The organism is Plantactinospora solaniradicis (assembly GCF_042658085.1).
In the GTDB taxonomy this organism is placed as follows: Bacteria; Actinomycetota; Actinomycetes; order Mycobacteriales; family Micromonosporaceae; genus Plantactinospora; species Plantactinospora solaniradicis.
The window spans coordinates 420555-438382 of sequence record NZ_JBHSPR010000018.1; the positions used below are offsets into that span (position 1 = coordinate 420555).

15 protein-coding genes are annotated in these 17828 nt (G+C 70.8%); 10 read left to right on the forward strand and 5 right to left on the reverse strand.

Features of this window, described 5'->3' with window-relative positions:
* Positions 1-12: 12 nt before the first annotated feature.
* Both ACFP2T_RS23670 and ACFP2T_RS23675 read left to right on the forward strand, forming a co-directional pair.
* On the forward strand, positions 13-2316 hold the full coding sequence (locus ACFP2T_RS23670) for an MMPL family transporter (RefSeq protein WP_377425006.1): 2304 nt from the start codon (positions 13-15) through the stop codon (positions 2314-2316).
* Between the two features lie 154 nt (positions 2317-2470).
* Positions 2471-5179 (forward strand): ATP-binding protein, encoded by a 2709-nt coding sequence (locus ACFP2T_RS23675; protein WP_377425007.1) that lies wholly within the window; start codon positions 2471-2473, stop codon positions 5177-5179.
* Between the two features lie 273 nt (positions 5180-5452).
* Here the strand turns inward: ACFP2T_RS23675 and ACFP2T_RS23680 are convergent, their stop codons facing one another.
* Positions 5453-5902 (reverse strand): MarR family winged helix-turn-helix transcriptional regulator, encoded by a 450-nt coding sequence (locus ACFP2T_RS23680; protein ID WP_377425223.1) that lies wholly within the window; start codon positions 5900-5902, stop codon positions 5453-5455.
* A gap of 141 nt (positions 5903-6043) precedes the next feature.
* Here ACFP2T_RS23680 and ACFP2T_RS23685 point away from each other — a divergent pair, with 141 nt between their 5' ends.
* Positions 6044-6625: a YceI family protein gene (locus tag ACFP2T_RS23685; protein ID WP_377425008.1), complete on the forward strand. Its 582-nt coding sequence runs from the start codon at positions 6044-6046 to the stop codon at positions 6623-6625.
* Between the two features lie 291 nt (positions 6626-6916).
* The gene (locus ACFP2T_RS23690; RefSeq protein ID WP_377425009.1) at positions 6917-8398 is read left to right on the forward strand and encodes a glutamate-cysteine ligase family protein; all 1482 of its coding nucleotides are present in this window, start codon (positions 6917-6919) and stop codon (positions 8396-8398) included.
* A 9-nt stretch (positions 8399-8407) separates the two neighbouring features.
* Here ACFP2T_RS23690 and ACFP2T_RS23695 read toward each other — a convergent pair whose 3' ends face one another.
* Positions 8408-9796 carry a hypothetical protein gene (locus ACFP2T_RS23695; protein WP_377425011.1) on the reverse strand — a complete coding sequence of 463 codons (1389 nt, stop codon included), beginning with the start codon at positions 9794-9796 and terminating at the stop codon, positions 8408-8410.
* A 179-nt stretch (positions 9797-9975) separates the two neighbouring features.
* On the opposite strand from ACFP2T_RS23695, the gene ACFP2T_RS23700 reads away from it, so the two are divergent.
* Positions 9976-10662 carry a PASTA domain-containing protein gene (locus ACFP2T_RS23700; RefSeq protein ID WP_377425013.1) on the forward strand — a complete coding sequence of 229 codons (687 nt, stop codon included), beginning with the start codon at positions 9976-9978 and terminating at the stop codon, positions 10660-10662.
* 132 nt (positions 10663-10794) lie between these two features.
* On the forward strand, positions 10795-11667 hold the full coding sequence (locus ACFP2T_RS23705) for a PASTA domain-containing protein (RefSeq protein WP_377425014.1): 873 nt from the start codon (positions 10795-10797) through the stop codon (positions 11665-11667).
* A gap of 33 nt (positions 11668-11700) precedes the next feature.
* Here ACFP2T_RS23705 and ACFP2T_RS23710 read toward each other — a convergent pair whose 3' ends face one another.
* Complete coding sequence (locus ACFP2T_RS23710; protein ID WP_377425016.1) at positions 11701-12315, reverse strand: chromosomal replication initiator protein DnaA; 615 nt, start codon at positions 12313-12315, stop codon at positions 11701-11703.
* 116 nt (positions 12316-12431) lie between these two features.
* Positions 12432-12731, reverse strand: coding sequence for a hypothetical protein (locus tag ACFP2T_RS23715; protein WP_377425017.1), 300 nt, complete (start codon positions 12729-12731; stop codon positions 12432-12434).
* Between the two features lie 587 nt (positions 12732-13318).
* Between ACFP2T_RS23715 and ACFP2T_RS23720 the strand changes: the two genes are divergently transcribed.
* From ACFP2T_RS23720 to ACFP2T_RS23730, 3 genes are all read left to right on the forward strand, one after another.
* Complete coding sequence (locus ACFP2T_RS23720; protein WP_377425018.1) at positions 13319-14200, forward strand: helix-turn-helix domain-containing protein; 882 nt, start codon at positions 13319-13321, stop codon at positions 14198-14200.
* Positions 14164-14391, forward strand: a complete 228-nt coding sequence (locus ACFP2T_RS23725) for a DUF397 domain-containing protein (RefSeq protein WP_377425019.1) — start codon at positions 14164-14166, stop codon at positions 14389-14391. Before ACFP2T_RS23720 ends, ACFP2T_RS23725 begins: the two co-directional genes overlap by 37 nt.
* Positions 14392-14615: 224 nt before the next feature.
* A complete protein-coding gene (locus tag ACFP2T_RS23730) occupies positions 14616-15137 on the forward strand; it encodes a hypothetical protein (protein ID WP_377425020.1) in 522 nt (173 codons plus the stop codon).
* On the opposite strand, the gene ACFP2T_RS23735 is transcribed toward ACFP2T_RS23730, so the two are convergent.
* Positions 15105-15704 (reverse strand): hypothetical protein, encoded by a 600-nt coding sequence (locus tag ACFP2T_RS23735; RefSeq protein ID WP_377425022.1) that lies wholly within the window; start codon positions 15702-15704, stop codon positions 15105-15107. The two genes, ACFP2T_RS23730 and ACFP2T_RS23735, sit on opposite strands and share 33 nt — an antisense overlap.
* Positions 15705-15924: 220 nt before the next feature.
* Here ACFP2T_RS23735 and ACFP2T_RS23740 point away from each other — a divergent pair, with 220 nt between their 5' ends.
* Positions 15925-17808 (forward strand): S8 family peptidase, encoded by a 1884-nt coding sequence (locus ACFP2T_RS23740; protein ID WP_377425023.1) that lies wholly within the window; start codon positions 15925-15927, stop codon positions 17806-17808.
* Positions 17809-17828 lie beyond the last annotated feature (20 nt).

The following is a 17828-nucleotide window of genomic DNA, read 5'->3' on the forward strand; positions in this document are numbered from 1 at the left end:
CAGAGTGTTTGCATGTGCGCCGAGGGCGACGAGCGGGCGTCGGCCCGGGGGAGGTCGACGATGTTCCCGGTACTCGGGCGCGCGATGTGGCGGTGGCGCTGGCCGGTGCTGATCGGCTGGCTGGGGCTGGTGCTCGCCGGGGCGACCCTCGGCGGACAGGTCTTCGACCGGCTGGACAGCACCGACAACCTGCGTCCCGACGCCGAGTCGGAGCAGGCACAGCGGCGGGTGGACGAACTCCTGCCCGAGGGACCGATCGTGGTCGCGGTGGTCCGCGACCGGGACCCGTACGACCCCGCGCTGGTGGCCAGCGTCGGACAGGTTCGCACCCAACTGCTGGCCGTACCCGGGGTGAAGGCCGTCGACGACCTGTACAACGCCGCGGGCGGACGGATCGGCGCCGACAACCGGAGCACCCTGGTCCAGGTCGAGTTGGCCGAAGGACTGAGCCCGGAGCAGCGGGAACGGGCCGAGGACCGGGTCAGCACCCTGCTCCGCGACATCGACGCGCCCCAGGTGCTGGTCGGCGGGGAGAAACTGGCCGAGCGGGCCTTCGCCGAGCAGGCGATCGAGGACGCGGCCGTCGGGGAGTCGATCGCGCTCGGCGTACTCCTGATCGCTCTCGTGGTGATCCTCGGCGGCCTGCTGGCCGGCGTGCTGCCGATGCTGGCGGCGCTCGCCGCCGTCGCGGTGACCCTGCTCGGCCTGTACGGGCTCAGCACCGTGACCGGGATCAGCGAGTTCACCCTCAACGTGGTCACGCTGCTCGGCATCGGCCTGACCGTGGACTACGCGCTGCTGCTGGTGGTCAGGTTCCGGGAGGAACGGGCCGCCGCCGAGGCCGAGGGCGGGGCGGAGGGCGGCGACGGGGTCGCGGATCCGGGGACCCTGCTGGCCCGGACGATGGCGACCGCCGGTCGGGCCGTACTCGTCTCCGGGCTCGCGGTGGCGGCGGCGATGATCGGCCTGTACGCGTTCGCCGAACCGCTGCTCTCCGCGATGGCGCTCGGCGGCGCGGTCGCGGTGCTGCTGTCCACCCTGGCCGGCATGACCCTGCTGCCGGCGCTGATCGCGGTCGCCCACCGGCACATCCCCGCCCCCGGGTCCGACACCTGGGTACGCCGTGCGGTGGCCGTGACCCGCTGGCGGAAGACCCCCGCCGACGGGCCGGGACTGCTCGGTCGGCTCGCCGGATACGCCCAGCGGAAGCCCGGACCGGTGGCGTTCACCGTCTCGGCCGGTCTGCTGCTGCTCTCCCTGCCGTTCCTGTTCGGCGCCAATCTGGCCAACTCCGACGCCCGCGCGCTGCCCCGCTCGATGGAGGCCCGACAGGCGTACGACGTGCTGCTGCGGGACTTCGAGGCGGGTCGGGCGGCGCCGGTGACCGTGGTGGTCGAGGCGGATCCGGCCAGCGCCGAGGTCCGTGACCTGATGAACCAGCTCAACGTCCTGCCACAGGTGATCAGGATGCAGCCCCGGCCGGACGTGCCGGGCGCCGCCGTGGTGATCGACCTGATTCCCGAGGGCGCGACCGGCGGGCCCGAGTCGCGGGACCTGGTCCGGGCGGTACGCGACCTGGAGCAGCCACTTCCGCTGCTGGTCGGTGGTCCGGCCGCCGAGCTGGTGGACTACCGGTCGTCGGTGTCGGCGCGGCTGCCGTTCGCCGTACTGGTGCTGTTGCTGGTCACCACCGTGTTGCTGTTCGTCCTCACCGGCTCGCTGGTCATCCCGGTGAAGGCCCTGGTGATGAACGCGTTGACCCTGCTCGCCACGCTCGGCGTGCTGGTCGTGGTGTTCCAGTGGGGCGTCGGCTCGACCCTGCTCGGGGTGGAGTCCTGGGGGGCGATCGATCTCACCACCCCGGTACTGCTGTTCGTCTTCGTCTTCGGCCTGTCGATGGACTACGAGGTCTTCCTGCTCGCCCGGATCCGGGAGGAGTGGGACCGGTGGTCGGATCTGCGGACCCCGGCCGCCCGGATCCGGGCCAGCCAGCGGGCGGTGTTGGCGGGGATCACCCGGACCGGTCCGGTGGTCACGGCGGCGGCGGTCTGCATCGCCATCGTCTTCCTGGGATTCCTGCTCGGTGACCTGACCGCCGTCAAGGAGATCGGTTTCGGGATGGCGGTGGCGGTGCTGCTCGACGTCACGGTGGTCCGGGGTCTGCTGCTGCCGGCGGTGATGAGCCTGCTCGGTGAGTGGAACTGGTGGGCGCCCGCGCCGCTGCGCCGGCTGCACCGCCGGTTCTCCGGCGGCGGTCGGCCGTCGACACCCGCCCCCGCACCGGCCCCGGCGGAGCCGGTTTCCACCGGGCCGTGACCACCGCTTCATCGACGTACGGTAATGGTGTCGGCTCGCTCCGCTGCGTCGCGAGAACGCCCGTGGGGAAGCTGTCGGATATCTATGTCTTCCTCCGTCGGTAGCGCGACGCATCGCTGCCGGTGTCGATCGAGGGTGCGTAGTCTTCCTGCCCATGACTCCGGATCATGGCTCCGACCGGATCCCGATCGGCTTCGACGAGTTGCTTCGCCGGTGCCGGTTGGCGGCCGGCCTGACCCAGGCCGAACTCGCGCAGCGGGCCGGGGTCGGGGTCCGTACGGTCCGTGACCTCGAACGGGGCCGCTCGTCCCGTCCGCAGCGTACGACCGTCGAACTGCTGGCGACGGCGCTCGCACTCGCCGGCCAGGACCGGGCCGACTTCATGGCCTCGGCCCGGGGACAGGCGGGCCCGGTGTCCGAGACGGTTGCCGGTGTGCCGGTCCGTCGACTTCCCGCCCGTGGCCTGGGCCTTCCCGATCCGGGTGAGCTGATCGGACGGGATCGGGACGTCGCCGAGTTGGCGGCGATGATGACCGAGCGGCCGCAGCTCGCGCGTGGGGTGGTGAGCCTGGTCGGCCTGGCCGGGGTCGGTAAGACCGGGCTGGCTCTCAAGGTCGCCCAGCGGGTGGCCGACGAGTTTCCCGGCGGCGTCAGCGGGATCGTGATGATCGAGGGGTCCACCGAGGGCGACGTGTTGTCGGCCGTTGCCATGGTGTTCGGGGTGGGTCGGGCGAGCGACCTGGCCAGCCGGTTCTCCGACGTGCCCTCACTGTTGCTCGTCGACGCCGTCGAACGGGCCCCGGGAGCGGCGGCCGAGGCGCTGAACCGGCTCGCCGAGACCGCGCCGATGCTCCGGGTCCTGGCCACCGGCCGGCATCCGGTCGGGCTGCCCGGCGAGCGGGTCCGGCCGGTGACCCCGCTGGAGGTGCCGCCCGTCGACGCCCCGGCCGAGCTGGCGGTACTGACCGAGTACCCGGCGGTCGCGCTCCTGCTCGCCCGACTGCGCCAGATCCGGCCCGAGCCGCCACGCCCCGACGAGGTGCTCGCACTCGTCGAGCTGGTCCGCCGACTCGGCGGGCTGCCACTGGCGATCGAGTTGGCCTCGGCGCACGGCCGGGTGCTCGACCTCAACGAGATCCTCGACCGGTACGGGAATCGGGTGCTCGACCTCGGCAGCCCACCCGTCGCCCGCGAGGCGGTGGTGACCCTGCGGGACGCGGTGGCGGCGAGCTACCGGTTGCTCGAAGCCGACGAGCGGTCGGCGCTGCGCCGGCTCTCGGTGCTCCGCAACCGGTGGTCGGTGGAGCTGGCGGAGGCCATGCTCGGTGGCGATCCCTCCTCGTCGGCCGGCTCGTCCCCGGCGGGTCGCGCCTTCCCCGCCCCGGCCGGTCATGTGCTCCCGGTCGCGCATCCGGCGCCGATCGGTCATTCGTCCCCGGGCTGGCAGGCACCTTCCGAGGGTCGTTCGTCGGCGGGCGGGCCGGGTGGCGACGGGGATCCGGTTCGGGTGCTCGACCGCCTGCTGGCGCTGGGACTGATCAGTTCCCGGGGTACCGGGCCGCTCCGGTTCCGGCTGCTCGACGTGGTGCGCGACTTCGCCGCCGAGCGGGCGGCGGCCGACGGTGAACTGGCGGCGATCCGGGGTCGGCACGCCGCGGTGTTCGCCCGGTTGGCCGCGCGGGTCGCACCGGATCTGGCCGGCGGGAAGCTCGTCGAGGCGGTCGGCCTGCTGGACGAGGTGGCGGGCGACCTGTGGACCGCGCTGGCGCACTCGGCCAACGACGATCCGCACACGGCGCTGCGGCTGGCCGCGAATCTTGCCCGCTGGTGGCGCTACCGGGGTCGGGACGTGGCGGGGCGGCAGTGGCTGCGTCGGCTGTTGGACGATCCCCGTACCGCCGATGCCGATCCCACGGCGCGGGCCTGGGCCCAGGTCGGTGTCGCGCAACTCGCCCAGGAACACGGCGCGGGGCCGCAGGAGCTACCGGCGGTGGAGGCGGCGTTGACGGCGTTCCAACGGTTGCGCGACGTCCCCGGCGAACTGGCCGCCCGCAGTGTGCTCTGTGGACTCTGGACGGCCGTCGGCGGTCACGACGAGGCACGGCGGCACGGGGAGGCGGCACTGGAGCTGGCCACCCGTACCGGTCGGATCCGGGACATGGCGGTGTCGCAGAACAACCTCACCTGGCACGAGATCCGGATCGGCGACCTGCGTGCGGCCCGGCGCCGGTTGGCGGCGGTGGACCGGCTGGCCGGCGAGTGCGGCGAGGAGCGGCTCCGCGTACTGGCCCGGGCGAACCTGGCCGAGGTGGCCCGGCTGGAGGGCCGGTACGCGGACGCGGTCCGGCAGGGGCGCCGGGTGATGGCGGCGCTGGCCGATCTGGGGGATCCCGGCCACCGTCGACGGGTGCTCGGCACGGTCGGGCTCGCGCTCGCCCAGGACGGACGGCTCGACGAGGCGGCGGCGGTGCTCGCCGAGCTTCGCGCGCGTAAGACGGTGGGATCGGGCGGCCGAGCGGCCGAGCCGGATTCCGGCCGACCGACGGTCGACGAGGCCGTGCCCCGGGAGGACGGGATCTGCGCGCTCATCGAGGCGAGTCTGGCGATGCAACGGGGTGACCGGGAGTGGGCGGCCGAGTGGTTCGCGGCGGCGGCCCAGTCCAGCGCCGGATCCCGGGACCTCCGGGATGTCGCCGAGGCGTTGGTCGGACTGGTGGCCAGCACCGATGATCCGGTGGCGCGGGCGGTGGCGGTCAAGAGCCTTGACCAGGTGTGCCGGGAAGGCGGGATCGTCCTGTTGCCCCGGGAGCGGGCCTTGATCGGCCTGGTCGCGTTTGACCAGGAAACCGTCAGGGAAGAATGACCCCCCGCACCTGGGGCCGTGGCGCGAGTGGAACAGCCCCCCGACAGAGCCCCTCACCGGTCCCCCTCGCGCCACGTCCCCAGAGCCCCCCGGTTGTCTGAAGATTAACCAGCAGTGGCATCCGTTTTTTCCGATTAATGGGTCATGTTGCGATGTGTACGTGACTTCTGCCGGTCTTTCTGCCGGTGGTTTCCGTACCGGCCCGCCAACCGGACTCGTCTTTCGGTCAGTGGGCGACGATATTCGGCTATGGGGCCCGAAAACGGACAGAAATCAGCAGTCGGCGGTCGTGCCGGCGCTTCCGGCGGTGGCACCCGGGTGAACCGCGTCCCGGACGATCCGGAGCGATTCGAGCAGGTTGTCCAGTGCGGCGGAGTCGAGCTGACCGATGAACCAGTCCTGGATGAGTTGGATGTGTCCGGGGAGTGTCTCCCCGAGCCTCGTCATGCCGGACTCCGTCACGACCGCGTACGCACTGCGCCGGTCGGAGGGGCAGGCGCGACGGCAGAGCAGTCCGTCGCGTTCCATTCGATCGACGACCCGGGTCACACCGCTGGTGGAGAGCGAGGTCTGTGCGGCGAGGTCGGTCATCCGGAGCTCGTGCTGGGGCGATCGGGCCAGCCGCATCAGAACCTCGAACTCCACGGACGAGAGGTCGTGCTCCTCGAACTGGGCGGCGAATCTGGCCGCGAGCCCAGCGTGCACCTCCATGACCAGGCCCATGGCCGTCAGGCGGGAGTCATCGTAGAGGTTCTCGGTCACGATCCCATCCTAGCAGTACTTGACACGGGGAATATTGCTGCATCTATAGTTGCTAAGTCAGTCATCGGTCAACACAAACTATTTCGTGGGAAGGGCAGCACCATGAGCAGCAGCACCGAATCCGCCACCCGTTCGTGGGAAGGGCTGACGATCCCGGCCCCCGGGACGTACCTGCTCGACCAGGCGCACAAGCGCGTCGGGTTCGTGGCCCGGCACATGATGGTGAGCAAGGTGCGCGGCCAGTTTCGCGAGGCCGAGGCGACAATCACGGTAACGGAGAACCCGCTCGAGTCCGCGGTGTCCGCCACCATCGCGACCACGAGCATCGACACCGGCGCGACCGACCGCGACAACCACCTGCGCAGCGGTGACTTCCTCGAGGTGGAGAAGTTCCCGACGCTGGAGTACCGCAGCACCGGCGTCAAGTCGCACAGCGGTAACGAGTTCGTGCTCACCGGTGAGCTGACGATCAAGGACGTGACCCGCCAGGTCGACCTCGAGGTCGAGTTCGAGGGCGCCGGGCGGAGCCCGTTCGGCCAGGACCTCTTCGGCTTCACCGCCACGGCCGAGATCGACCGGGAAGAATTCGGCCTGACCTGGAACGTCGCGCTGGAGACCGGCGGCGTGCTGGTCGGGAAGAAGATCAAGATCGAGATCGAGGGCGAGGCCATTCGCCAGGCCTGACCAATGCCGCCCGATCGGCTGACGGTCGGGCCGGTACGGACGACGGCGTTACGCCCCGGTCACCGATTGACTGGTGACCGGGGCGTCCCGTTGGGTAATGCGCCCGGTGGAAAGGGTGTCTCGATCGTGTGCGAAGGTGGACGCAGCGCCGCTGGCCGCTCACTCTCGGCCGGCGGACGCTGTGGTTGTGGCCGCGTGCGTTCAGCGCTCCTACGGTGACAGATCGAACATTCGCCCGACGGGTACGACCACCCGGACGGCGGTGACAGCGCCTCGCGGCGGGGAGGGCACATGGGCCAGGACGTCTCCGAGGTGCTCCCCTTCTCCCGGGAGGACCGGATCCGTTACCGGCAGAAGGTACGGCGGTGCCTGGACGTCTTCGCCCTCATGCTCGACGACTTCGGCTTCGACGCCGACCGGCCGACCACCGGTCTGGAAATCGAGCTGAACCTGGTCGACGATGACGCCGAGCCCGCGATGCGCAACGCCGAGGTGCTGGACAACCTCGGCGACCCCACCTTCCAGACCGAACTGGGCAAGTTCAACCTCGAACTCAACGCCCGGCCCCGGCTGATCGAAGGCGCCGGCTTCGCGGACTACGAGCGGGACCTGCGGGAAAGCCTCGGCCGCGCGGAGGAACTCGCCGTCAAGTCCGACGCGACGATCATCCTGATCGGCATCCTGCCCACGCTGACCCCCCGGCACCTGGTGCTCGACAACCTGTCCAGGAACAAGCGCTACCGGGTGCTCAACGACCAGATCGTGGCCGCCCGGGGCGAGGACATCGAACTGGACATCCGGGGCGTGGAGCGGTTGCAGACCCACACCGACTCGATCGCCTCCGAGGCCGCCTGCACCAGCCTCCAGTTCCATCTCCAGGTGGCGCCGGACAGTTTCGCCAACTACTGGAACGCCTCCCAGGCCATCGCCGGAGTCCAGGTCGCGCTCGGCGCCAACTCGCCGTTCCTGCACGGGCGCCAGCTCTGGGCCGAGACCCGGGTCGCCCTCTTCGAGCAGGCCACCGACACCCGGCCCGACGAACTGAAAGCCCAGGGCGTACGGCCCCGGGTCTGGTTCGGCGAGCGATGGATCACCTCGATCTTCGACCTCTTCGAGGAGAACGTCCGCTACTTTCCGCCGCTGCTGCCGATCTGCGACGACGAGGACCCGGTCGAGGTCCTGCACAACGGCGGCACGCCCAAGCTGGCGGAGCTGCGGCTGCACAACGGCACCGTCTACCGGTGGAACCGGCCGGTCTACGACATCATGAACGGCCGCCCGCACCTGCGGGTGGAGAACCGGGTCCTGCCGGCCGGGCCGACCGTGGTCGACATGCTCGCCAACGCCGCCTTCTACTTCGGGCTGGCCCGGGACATGGCGGAGGGGGACCGGCCGATCTGGAGTCAACTGACGTTCAGCGCGGCCGAGGAGAACTTCCACGCGGCGGCCCGGCGGGGCATCGACGCCGTCATCGCCTGGCCCAGGCTGGGCCAGGTACGGGTGACCGACCTGGTGCTCGACGTACTCCTGCCCCGGGCGGCCGCCGGGCTGGACCGGTTCGGTGTCGGCGCCGCGCACCGGGACCGGTTGCTCGGGATCATCGAGCAGCGCTGCCGTACCGGACGTAACGGCGCGGTGTGGCAGGTCGAGGCGGTACGGGCGGCGGAACGCGGCCGGGGCATGAATCGTCCCCAGGCGCTCCGACACATGCTCCAGCGTTACGGCGAACTCCAGCGGACCGACGAGCCGGTGCACACCTGGCCGGTGGACTGACGCCTCCGGTCAGCGCGATCGGCGGCCGAACCGACCCAGCCGGCCCTTGGCCGTGCCGTCGCCGGCCTTCTCTCCGGCCGCCTTCCCGCCGGCCGGGGAGGTCTCGTCGGTGCTTCCTTCGGAAGGCTCGTCGGCACGCTCCCCGTCGGCGCCGCTGCTGCTGTCCACCTCGTCGGACGCCCGCCCGAGCGGGTCGGGTCGGCCGTCGGTCCGCCCGAGCGGGTCGGACTCGTCCGAACCGGGAAGGTCGGTGGGCCCGTCGGCGCGGCCGGACGGGAACGGGTCGTCGTCGGCAGAGGTACGCCAGGATCCGCCGGTCGGCTGGGCCGGCAACCGGGGCGGACGTCCGGAGCCGCCCGGAACACCGCCGGAGGTTTCGGAGCCGGCCTCGGCCGCCCCGGCTCCCGTCGCCGGCACCTCGACATCGGGTCCGACCGACTCGGACCGGGTAGCCCGGGACTCCGCCTCCTGTGCGCGTGCCTCCGCCCGCTGTGCCAGCGCCGCCACCAGCGCGGACCCGGCAAGCCCCGCGACCACCGCGTACGGCGCCATCAGATGTGCCGACACCTGCTCGGGCCGGATGCCGACCAGTCGGGGCGCGGCGAAGAAGTAGGCGACGGCCACCAGCAGCGGACCGCTGATGCCCGAGATGGCGGCCCCGACCCGGGCCGCCGGCCGCCGGGCCGCGGCTCGGGCGGCGAAGATGCCGATCAGCAGGGCGGAGCCGAGTGACAGCGCCGCCCCGGGCCAGTAGAAGTAGTCGCGGAACCAGAAGCGTCCACTGTCCGACGTGAGCTGCCAGACCCCGAGCTGGGCGCTGGTCAGCCCACGGCCGGACAGCACACCGTCGATGACGGCGATCACCGCGAGCGCCCAGAGCCAGCCGACGGTGCCGAGCACGTTGCTGGCCACGGCCGGTGACGAGGTCGCCCAGATCGCCACCAGCAGCCCGATCATGACGCCGATGACGGCGTAGCCCGCGGCGACGGTCTGCGGTGACGCGGTGTCCGCGCGCACCGCCGCTCGGGCGGGTACGGCGACGAGCACCACGGTGACGAGTCCGCCGATCGCGCTGGAAACCGCGAGCGCGGCCCGCCACAACCCGCTGGCCAGGCTGGGGGGCGATTCGGTGGCCGGGCCGCCGGCAACGGTCGGCTTCGGGGTCCGGCCGGCACCGCTGAGCCGGTGCGCGCAGATCGCCCCGGCGACCGTGGAGGTCGCGGCTATCCACGCAGCCCAGGTGAGGCTGGCGACCCAGGCGGCCTCGCTCGTGCCGTCCGAGGACGGCATCCAGGCGATGATGCCGAGCCCGTAACCGAGACCCAGTTGAGCGGCGCCGGCGCCGGCAGCAACGCCGATCGCCGTCGCGACTGATCCTCCCCAGCCTCGTACGGCCATGCGGGGCAGCGTAGCGTCCACCCGGCGGCGGGGCGAGGGGCGACCGGGTACCGCGCCATCCTCGACCGCCCGCCGGTTGCGCTCCGGGGGGCGGGCCACCGATGCTGGCGTGCGGCACACTTCGGATGTGGGATATCGGCGTGCAACCCCCGCACGGCGGATGGTGAGGCAGAGTCGGCATGTCGGATGAGTACGTGACGGGACAACCGGACGCGGGCCAACGGTCTGGTCACTCGAATCGGACCGGGCTGGTGGCCGGTGCGGCGGTCGGCCTGGTCATCTGTGCCGTAGTCGGTGCCCTCGGCGGCTTCTTGTTGGCTGGTGGCGGCGAGGATCCGGCGAACCGGCAGGCCGGCTCCGTTTCGACCGCCACCACCGCGGCGGCGCCGAGTACTCCGCGCGGTACGCCCGGCAGAACGCCGAGCCGACGACCGACCGCTGCACCGCCACCGCAGATCGGCGAGATGGCGCTGCCGAACCTGGTCGGGATGGACTTCGAGGAGGCCCGGGAGGAACTGTTCCGCCGCGGCCTGGGTGCGCAGATCACCTTCGGCAAGGCGGGCAGCGACCGCAGCGTCGTGAGCACCAACCCTCGGGGCGGCGCCTCCGTTCGGAAAGGCGTCACGGTCCGGTTGACCGTGGCGGGCGCCCCGCCGGAGGTGGTCGTACCCGAACTCGTCGGGCAGTCCTGCGCACAGGCGGGGCGGCGAGTGGTGGAGGACGGCCTCTACCCCAGCTATCCGACCGACAGAAAGGGCCAGGTACAAAGTCAGGATCCCAAGGGTGGTGCCACGCTCCGCTGGAACGAGCGGGTGAAGGTGTACTGCTCGGACTCCGTAGGCCCGACCTCCACACCGACGTTGTAGCCGGACCGGTACACCTCCTCCGCACGGACACGCCGGACGCGCCCGAATCGCGCGCGACCGGCCGGGCGACCGTCGGCCGGATAGGTTTGACGGTGGTTGGCCCGGTCCCATCCGGTGGCGAGAGGACGTGCCATGGCCGACGACGACCCGCCGCGCTCCTCCGACCCTCCGGACGTTCCGGACGCGGACGTGGACGCGGACCGGAACGCCTCCGACCATGTTCCAGGGACCGCCGGCCCTGGTGGCCCGGTCCCGGACGACGACGCGGGGCGGACCGGCCCGACCGCCATCGACGGGGACGCCGCCCGGGTGATCAGAACCGACGCCGGCCGGGCCGTCGAGGCGGACACGCAGGCTGGCCAGGGCCACGGTGCGACCTCGCCGGACGTCACCCCGCCGATCCCTCCCCGGGCACCGACCTGGGCGGGGCGGGCAGAGGTACCGGTACGCGGAAGGGGTGCGCCCGGTGGGCCGCCGCCGGTGGACTGGTCCTACGGCGACGGGTCCTACGGTGACGAGCCGGATGGTCGTCGTTGGTGGATGCCCATCCTGGTCGGGGTGATCGCCCTGGTTCTGTTGACCGTTCTGGTGGTCGCCGGTTGGGTGATCATCGACTCGGCCCGCCGGGAGGCGCCCGATCCACCGACCCCGGCGGTCACCACGCCCGCCGCGACGCCCGCCCGTACCTCCGCCGCGCCCACCACCACCCCGCCGAGCCCGACCGCCACGCCGAGCGCCACCGCGAGTACGACCGTGGTGGTGCCGCCGCTCGTCGGGCTGCCGGAACAGGAGGCGGTGGAACTACTGGAGCAGTTCGGACTCGTCCCCCGGCTCCGGTTCCGTGCCTCGGATCGACCGGCGGGCACCGTGCTACAGACGGACCCGTCGGCCGGTCGTGAGGTCGCGCCCGGCGACCAGGTCACGCTGGTGATCGCCGAGCCTCGACCGGATCCGCCCACGACCTCCGTCCCCACCCCCTCGGTGTCACCCCAGGAGGACGACTGAGGCCACGCGGCGACCCACCAGCCTCGGGCACGGTCACCAGGCTCGGCGGCGGTAGCCGACCATGGCCAGTCCGACGGCGGAGATGACCAGGCCGAGCAGCCCCGAACAGACCAGCGAACGCCGGTACCCGTCAGACAGCCCGTCGGCGGCCGGTGGCGACCCGGACCGCTGGTCCACGGGTACGACCCGACCGGCCCCGGCCTGGTGCTGGGGAGGTACGGCTCCGTCCCCCGGTACTCCGGCGGCATCGGGTCGGGCGCCCGGGTCGGACGTCTCCGGGTCGGACGTCTCCGGGCTGGCCTCCGCGGGAAGCCGTCGCCAGGGCGGCCAGTGGTGTTCCCGTCGTACCCGCTGGACGGCGGGTGGACCAGAGGTCGCCGCCGCCGCACCGCCGCCGGCCGGCTCGCCGGAGTGCGGGTCGGATTCGGCGTCAGCGGACGTGGTGGGCTGCGGCCGGGGTCCGGGTTCGGCGTGCGTCGGATCGGCGGATGCCGTCGGACCGGTCGTCGGGTACCGGCCGGACGGCGGGCGGGATGCTCCGGCACCGCTCACGCAACCGGGTACGCCAACGGTGATCAGGATCAGCAGAACACTGACCCGCATGCTTCGGTACGTCGTTCGGGGTGGGGCGAAGGGCTCCACGGCCATGGGCGGCTCCCGGGTTCGGGGCCCTCGACGACGTGCGGGGTTGGCAAACCTTTGACGGGTGCACCCAGTCTAGGGCGGCCCACCCGGGCACCGGCGGCGTTCCGGCGGATGCGGGTTCAGCCGACCCGGACCCGCTGGGCGAGCGCGGTGGAGTTGTTCCGCATCGGGCGCTGCGCCGGAAGGCGGTTGCGCCGTGCGGAGTTGGCGTAGAGCTGGCGCAGCCCGCTGAGCTGTACGAATATGGACCGCCGCTCGACCGCGTCACCGCTGGCGTCGAGTTCGTAGCCGTCGAGCCAGACCCAGCCGTGATAGGTCGGCCAGTCGTGCACCCGGATCACCCGGAAGTAGATCGGCTCGGCGAACTGGACACTCGCCGTACGGGTCACGTGGAGCACATCACCGGAGCGGGGAAGCACATCAGCTCCTGTCCGACTGGCCGGACTGGCCGGCGGAAGTGGCGGGCGGGGGTCTGGTGGGGTCTGACCCGGGCGTATGTCGGCAAGAACAAGTGGACTCTGCGGGACTGGGGCATCGGCCGGGACGATGCGTCGGCATTCCGTCACACCGTCCCGGCCGATACCTGTCGACTCCGGGACGCGCCAGCCGCCGTAGCGGCCCTGGCATACAGCGGCGGGGGCTCTTACCCCGGAGCGGGGCTTCTCGCCGTACCGGTGGTACGACCGTCGCCCCGGCCAGGCGAGAATGGGGGAGCATTGCACCGCCTGACCAGATGGGAACGCTGTGTAGCCCGAGCCATACGGACAGGGTGCATCAAGAACATGATCAATGCAAGTTGCAGTTTGCCCTTTGCTCCGGGATGGCGATAGTGGACCATCCGGTGCTTGATGCGCCGCGCGTCGAAGCGGCAGACTGGAGCCGCTTTCGTTCGCCATGACCGACCGGGTCATCGTTCCATCCGCCGTGAACGAATCCCCGCCGATCCGCGGTCGTCCGCAGGGCGGACAATCAGACCTCTCTTATTGATCAATTCGGAGGTGACCTGGTGACCGAGCGCCGGAGCCCGACCATCCGCCGCCGTCGACTCGGTGCGGAACTTCGCCAGCGCCGGGAGAAGGCCGGGGTCACGATAGAAGCCGTCGCCGAACTGCTGGAGTGTTCGGCCTCCAAGGTGTCCCGGATAGAGACGGGCCACACCACGGCAACGGTCCGGGACGTCCGGGACATGCTCGGCATCTACGGCGTGACCGGTGCCGAGTGCGACGAGTTGATCCAGATCGCGCGGGAGGCCCGGCAGAAGGGCTGGTGGCATCCGTACAGTCCGGTGCTGGCCGGGGCGTACGTCGGCCTCGAAGCCGCAGCGGGCTCGATCCGGGCGTACGAGCAGCAGACCGTGCCGGGCCTGTTGCAGACGGAGGACTACGCCCAGGCCATGATCAGATCTGCTCGGCCGGACTGGGTCGCCGAGGAAGTCAACCAGCGGGTCCGTGTCCGGTTGGGTCGTCAGTCGTTACTGGACCAGGACGATCCGATCGAACTGTGGGTGGTGCTCGATGAGACGGTGATCAGCCGACCGGTGGGCGGCGACGCGGTCATGCGGGCCCAGTTGGAGCGGCTGGTGGAAGCCGCTGACCTACCGAACGTCACGCTTCAGGTCCTGCCGTTCGATGCCGGCGCGCATGCCGGTATGGACGGTACTTTTACCATCCTCGGCTTCCCGGAACCGGGTGATCCGGACGTGGTGTACGCCGAAAACGCCACGGGTGGGTTATTTCTGGAGAAGCGGGATGAGCTGCAGAAATACATATTCATCTTCGATCATATTCGAGCAGCGGCCATGCGCCCGGAAGAGTCCGTCGCTTTGATTGCGAAGTTGGCAGAGGAGCCATTGTGGAAGTGGAGACAAAGGGGTACCGCGTCGACCTGAACGGGGCAGCCTGGCACAAGAGTTCGCGTAGCGGACCCAATTGTGACAACTGTGTCGAGGTGGCCTTCGCGGGCGGCGCGATCGCGGTGCGTGATTCGAAGAACCCGAGCGGCCCTGCCCTGATCTTCACGCCCGACGAGTGGGATGCGTTCGTCGGCGGTGCCAGGGACGGTGAGTTCGACCTGGCCTGACGGTCACGACAACCGGCGATCAGCCGAGCGCGGTCACCCGGTCAGCGAAAGCTGCCGGGTGACCGCGCTACGCGTGTGCGGGGGCGCATCGGTGCGGGCGGATCCGCGATCATCCGCCGGTGCGGCCGTCGCCGCCAACCCGCCGGGTCGTTGTACCAGACGGCGCGGTGGGCCACGCCGACCCACCGCATGGGGGTTTCAACCGAGCGAGGCAGGCGAGGCGGATGACGATCGGGTCGGAGAATCTGGGCAACGGTTCGGCCAAGCCGGAGCGGTTCACCGGGAAATACCGTGGGGCCCGTCGGGACAGCAGCATTACGGTCGAGGAGCCGTCGTCGGCTGCCGACCTCGGTTCCTCGCAGAGCACCGGCCCGGAGCGGATGTCGGACCTGCCGGGCAACATGGATCTGCCGGGCAACATGGACCTGCCGGGCAACATGGACCTGCCGGGCAACATGGACCTGCCGGGAAACGTGGACCTGTCGGGAAACCTGCCCTCGTCGGACCGTGGCCCGACGCTACCGTCGCTGGACATGGGTGGACTGACCGAGCCGGTCTTCCCGCCGCCCGACTGGCCGGACGTACCGAGCGAACCGCTCGTCGACCATCCGTTGTTGCGTGGCCTGCTGCTCGAACTGCCGCCCAAGGGGACCATCCCCGGGTCGCTCTGGCTCGACCGCTGGTTCGAGGCCGCGCGGGCGATCCTCGAACTGCTATACGTGCAGGATTCCAGCCGACCGCGATGACCGGGGCCGAATGGTGACCGCGCGTTCGACCAGGCGGCTGTGCCGGAGCGCGTGTCGCACCCCGATCGTGCCGATCGCGAGCACGGCGGCGGTGAGCACCAGGCCGATCATGCTCGGACTGGTCAGTGGGACCAGGCCGGCGGCGGTCACCAGTCCGGGCAGCATCACCAGGCCGGTCACCTGCACCGGCAGGGCGATCATCGGATGCGCGGCGGCGGCCCGCAGTGCGGGTGGGGCCGGTGCCTCGGGCGCCGCGGCGAACGCGCCCGCACGCAACCAGAGCTCCCGCACCCGCCGTACCGTCAGCGCGGCGACGACCACGGCGGGCACGGCCGGCAGTGCGAGCCCGACCGCGGTCCGGTCGGCGAGCGTCGGGTCCGCCTCGACCGCTCCGGTCAACAGCACCCCGGCCAGACCGGCCAAACCGGATACGACGAGTACGAAAAGGAGTCTGCTCCGGCGCCGGAGCGGCCGGGCGGTGCGCAGTCGGGGCAGTCCTTCGGCGACGAGACCGGCCGCCACCCAGACGACGGCGATTGCGAGCAGGATGGCGAGGTCCACAAACATGCCTTGTAGTCTTGCCCGTTTTTTGGCGCGGCGAATCGGGGCCCGCCCCTGCTGACCCCGGAGAGGGCACCCGTAGGGGACATCGCTCCTGATAGATAGAAGACTCGGGATCTATTGTTTTCCATCGCTTCTGACTAATGTCAGCTCGATCGGTCGTGCTGATTCGTCCCCACAAAAACGGGGCGGACGGCCCTGCGCCGATCGGAGGGGAGGAGGGGAGATGAGTCTCCCTCGTATGAGGTTCGTAGTCGTCGGAGTGTCCACTCTGGCCATGCTCGCTGCTGTGGCCGCTCCGGCCGCGGCGGCCCCGCCGGAGGGCACCATCCGGAATGCCGGTGGTGCCACCGCCGTGGCGGGCAGCTACATCGTGGTGTTCAAGGACAGTGCGGTCAGTCGGGCCGCCATCGGGTCGGCGGCGTCCGGCCTGATCGGCAAGCACGGCGGCAAGGTGGCCCGCACCTACACGGCCGCGCTGCGCGGTTTCGAGATCAGCACCAACGCCAGGTCGGCGGCGCGGATCGCCGCCGATCCGAGCGTGGCGTACGTCGAGCAGAGCCACACGTTCCAGATCAGTGGTACCCAGCCGAACCCCCCGTCCTGGGGCCTGGACCGGATCGACCAGCGGAACCTGCCGCTGAACAGCTCGTACACGTACCCGAACACGGCGACGAACGTCAACGCGTACGTGATTGACACCGGTATCCGGTTCAGTCACAACGACTTCGGTGGCCGGGCGGTCAGCGGGTTCGACGCGATCGACGGCGGATCCGCCGACGACTGCCACGGTCACGGTACGCACGTCGCCGGCACGGTGGGCGGCTCGGCGTACGGGGTGGCCAAGGCGGCCCGGCTGTACGGCGTACGGGTGCTCAACTGCTCGGGCAGTGGCAGCACCGCGCAGGTGGTGGCCGGCATCGACTGGGTCACCGCGAACGCGGTGCGTCCGGCGGTGGCCAACATGAGCCTCGGCGGTGGGGTGGACAGCGCGATCGACGCGGCGGTGAGCAACTCCATCAACGCTGGCATCACCTACGTCGTCGCGGCCGGCAACGGCAACAGCCTGGGGATACGGCAGAACGCCTGCAACTACTCCCCGGCCCGGGTGCCGAGCGCCGTCACCGTCGGTGCGACCTCGAACACCGATGCTGCGGCAAGTTTCTCCAACTTCGGCACCTGTGTGGACATCCTGGCGCCCGGCGTCAGTATCACGTCCGCCTGGTCCACCAGCAACACCGCGACCAACACCATCAGCGGTACGTCGATGGCGACGCCGCACACGGCCGGTGTCGCGGCGATGGTGCTCTCCGCCAACCCGACCTGGTCACCGCAGCAGGTCCGGGACTACCTGGTTTCCAACTCGACCCCGAACGTGGTCAGCAACGTCGGCACCGGTACCCCCAACCAACTGCTCTACGTGGTGAACGACACCACGCCGCCGCCGACCGACGACTTCTCGGTATCGGTATCGCCGACCAGCGGGTCGACAACGGCGGGCAGTTCGGTCACGGCCACCGTCGGCACTGCGACCACGGCCGGGTCGGCACAGTCGGTGAGCCTGTCCGTCAGCGGCCTGCCGAGCGGCGCCACCGCGTCCTTCAACCCGGCCACGGTCACCTCGGGCGGCTCGTCCACGCTGACCATCGCCACCTCGGCGACCACCCCGGCCGGGACGTACCCGCTGATCGTGACGGGGGCCGGAGCGTCGGTCAGCCGGACGGCCAGCTACACGCTGACGGTGACCGGTAGCGGAGGTACCAGCTGCTCGGGCAGCAACGGTACCGACGTCGCGATTCCGGACACCAACGCGGCCGTGACGAGCAGCATCGCCATCACCGGCTGCGGCCGGAACGGCGCCACGGCCGCCACGGTGGCGGTGAACATCGTCCACACCTACCGGGGTGACCTGGTCATCGACCTGCTCGCTCCGGACGGCAGCGTCTACCTGCTGAAGAACAGCAGCATCGTCGACGGTGCGGACAACGTGAACGCCACCTACACCGTCAACCTCTCCTCCGAGGCGGGGAACGGGAACTGGCGGCTGCGGGTCCGGGACGTGTACTCCGGAGACACCGGATACATCAACACCTGGAGCCTCAACCTCTAACCAAGTGCAAGGAAGGGCCC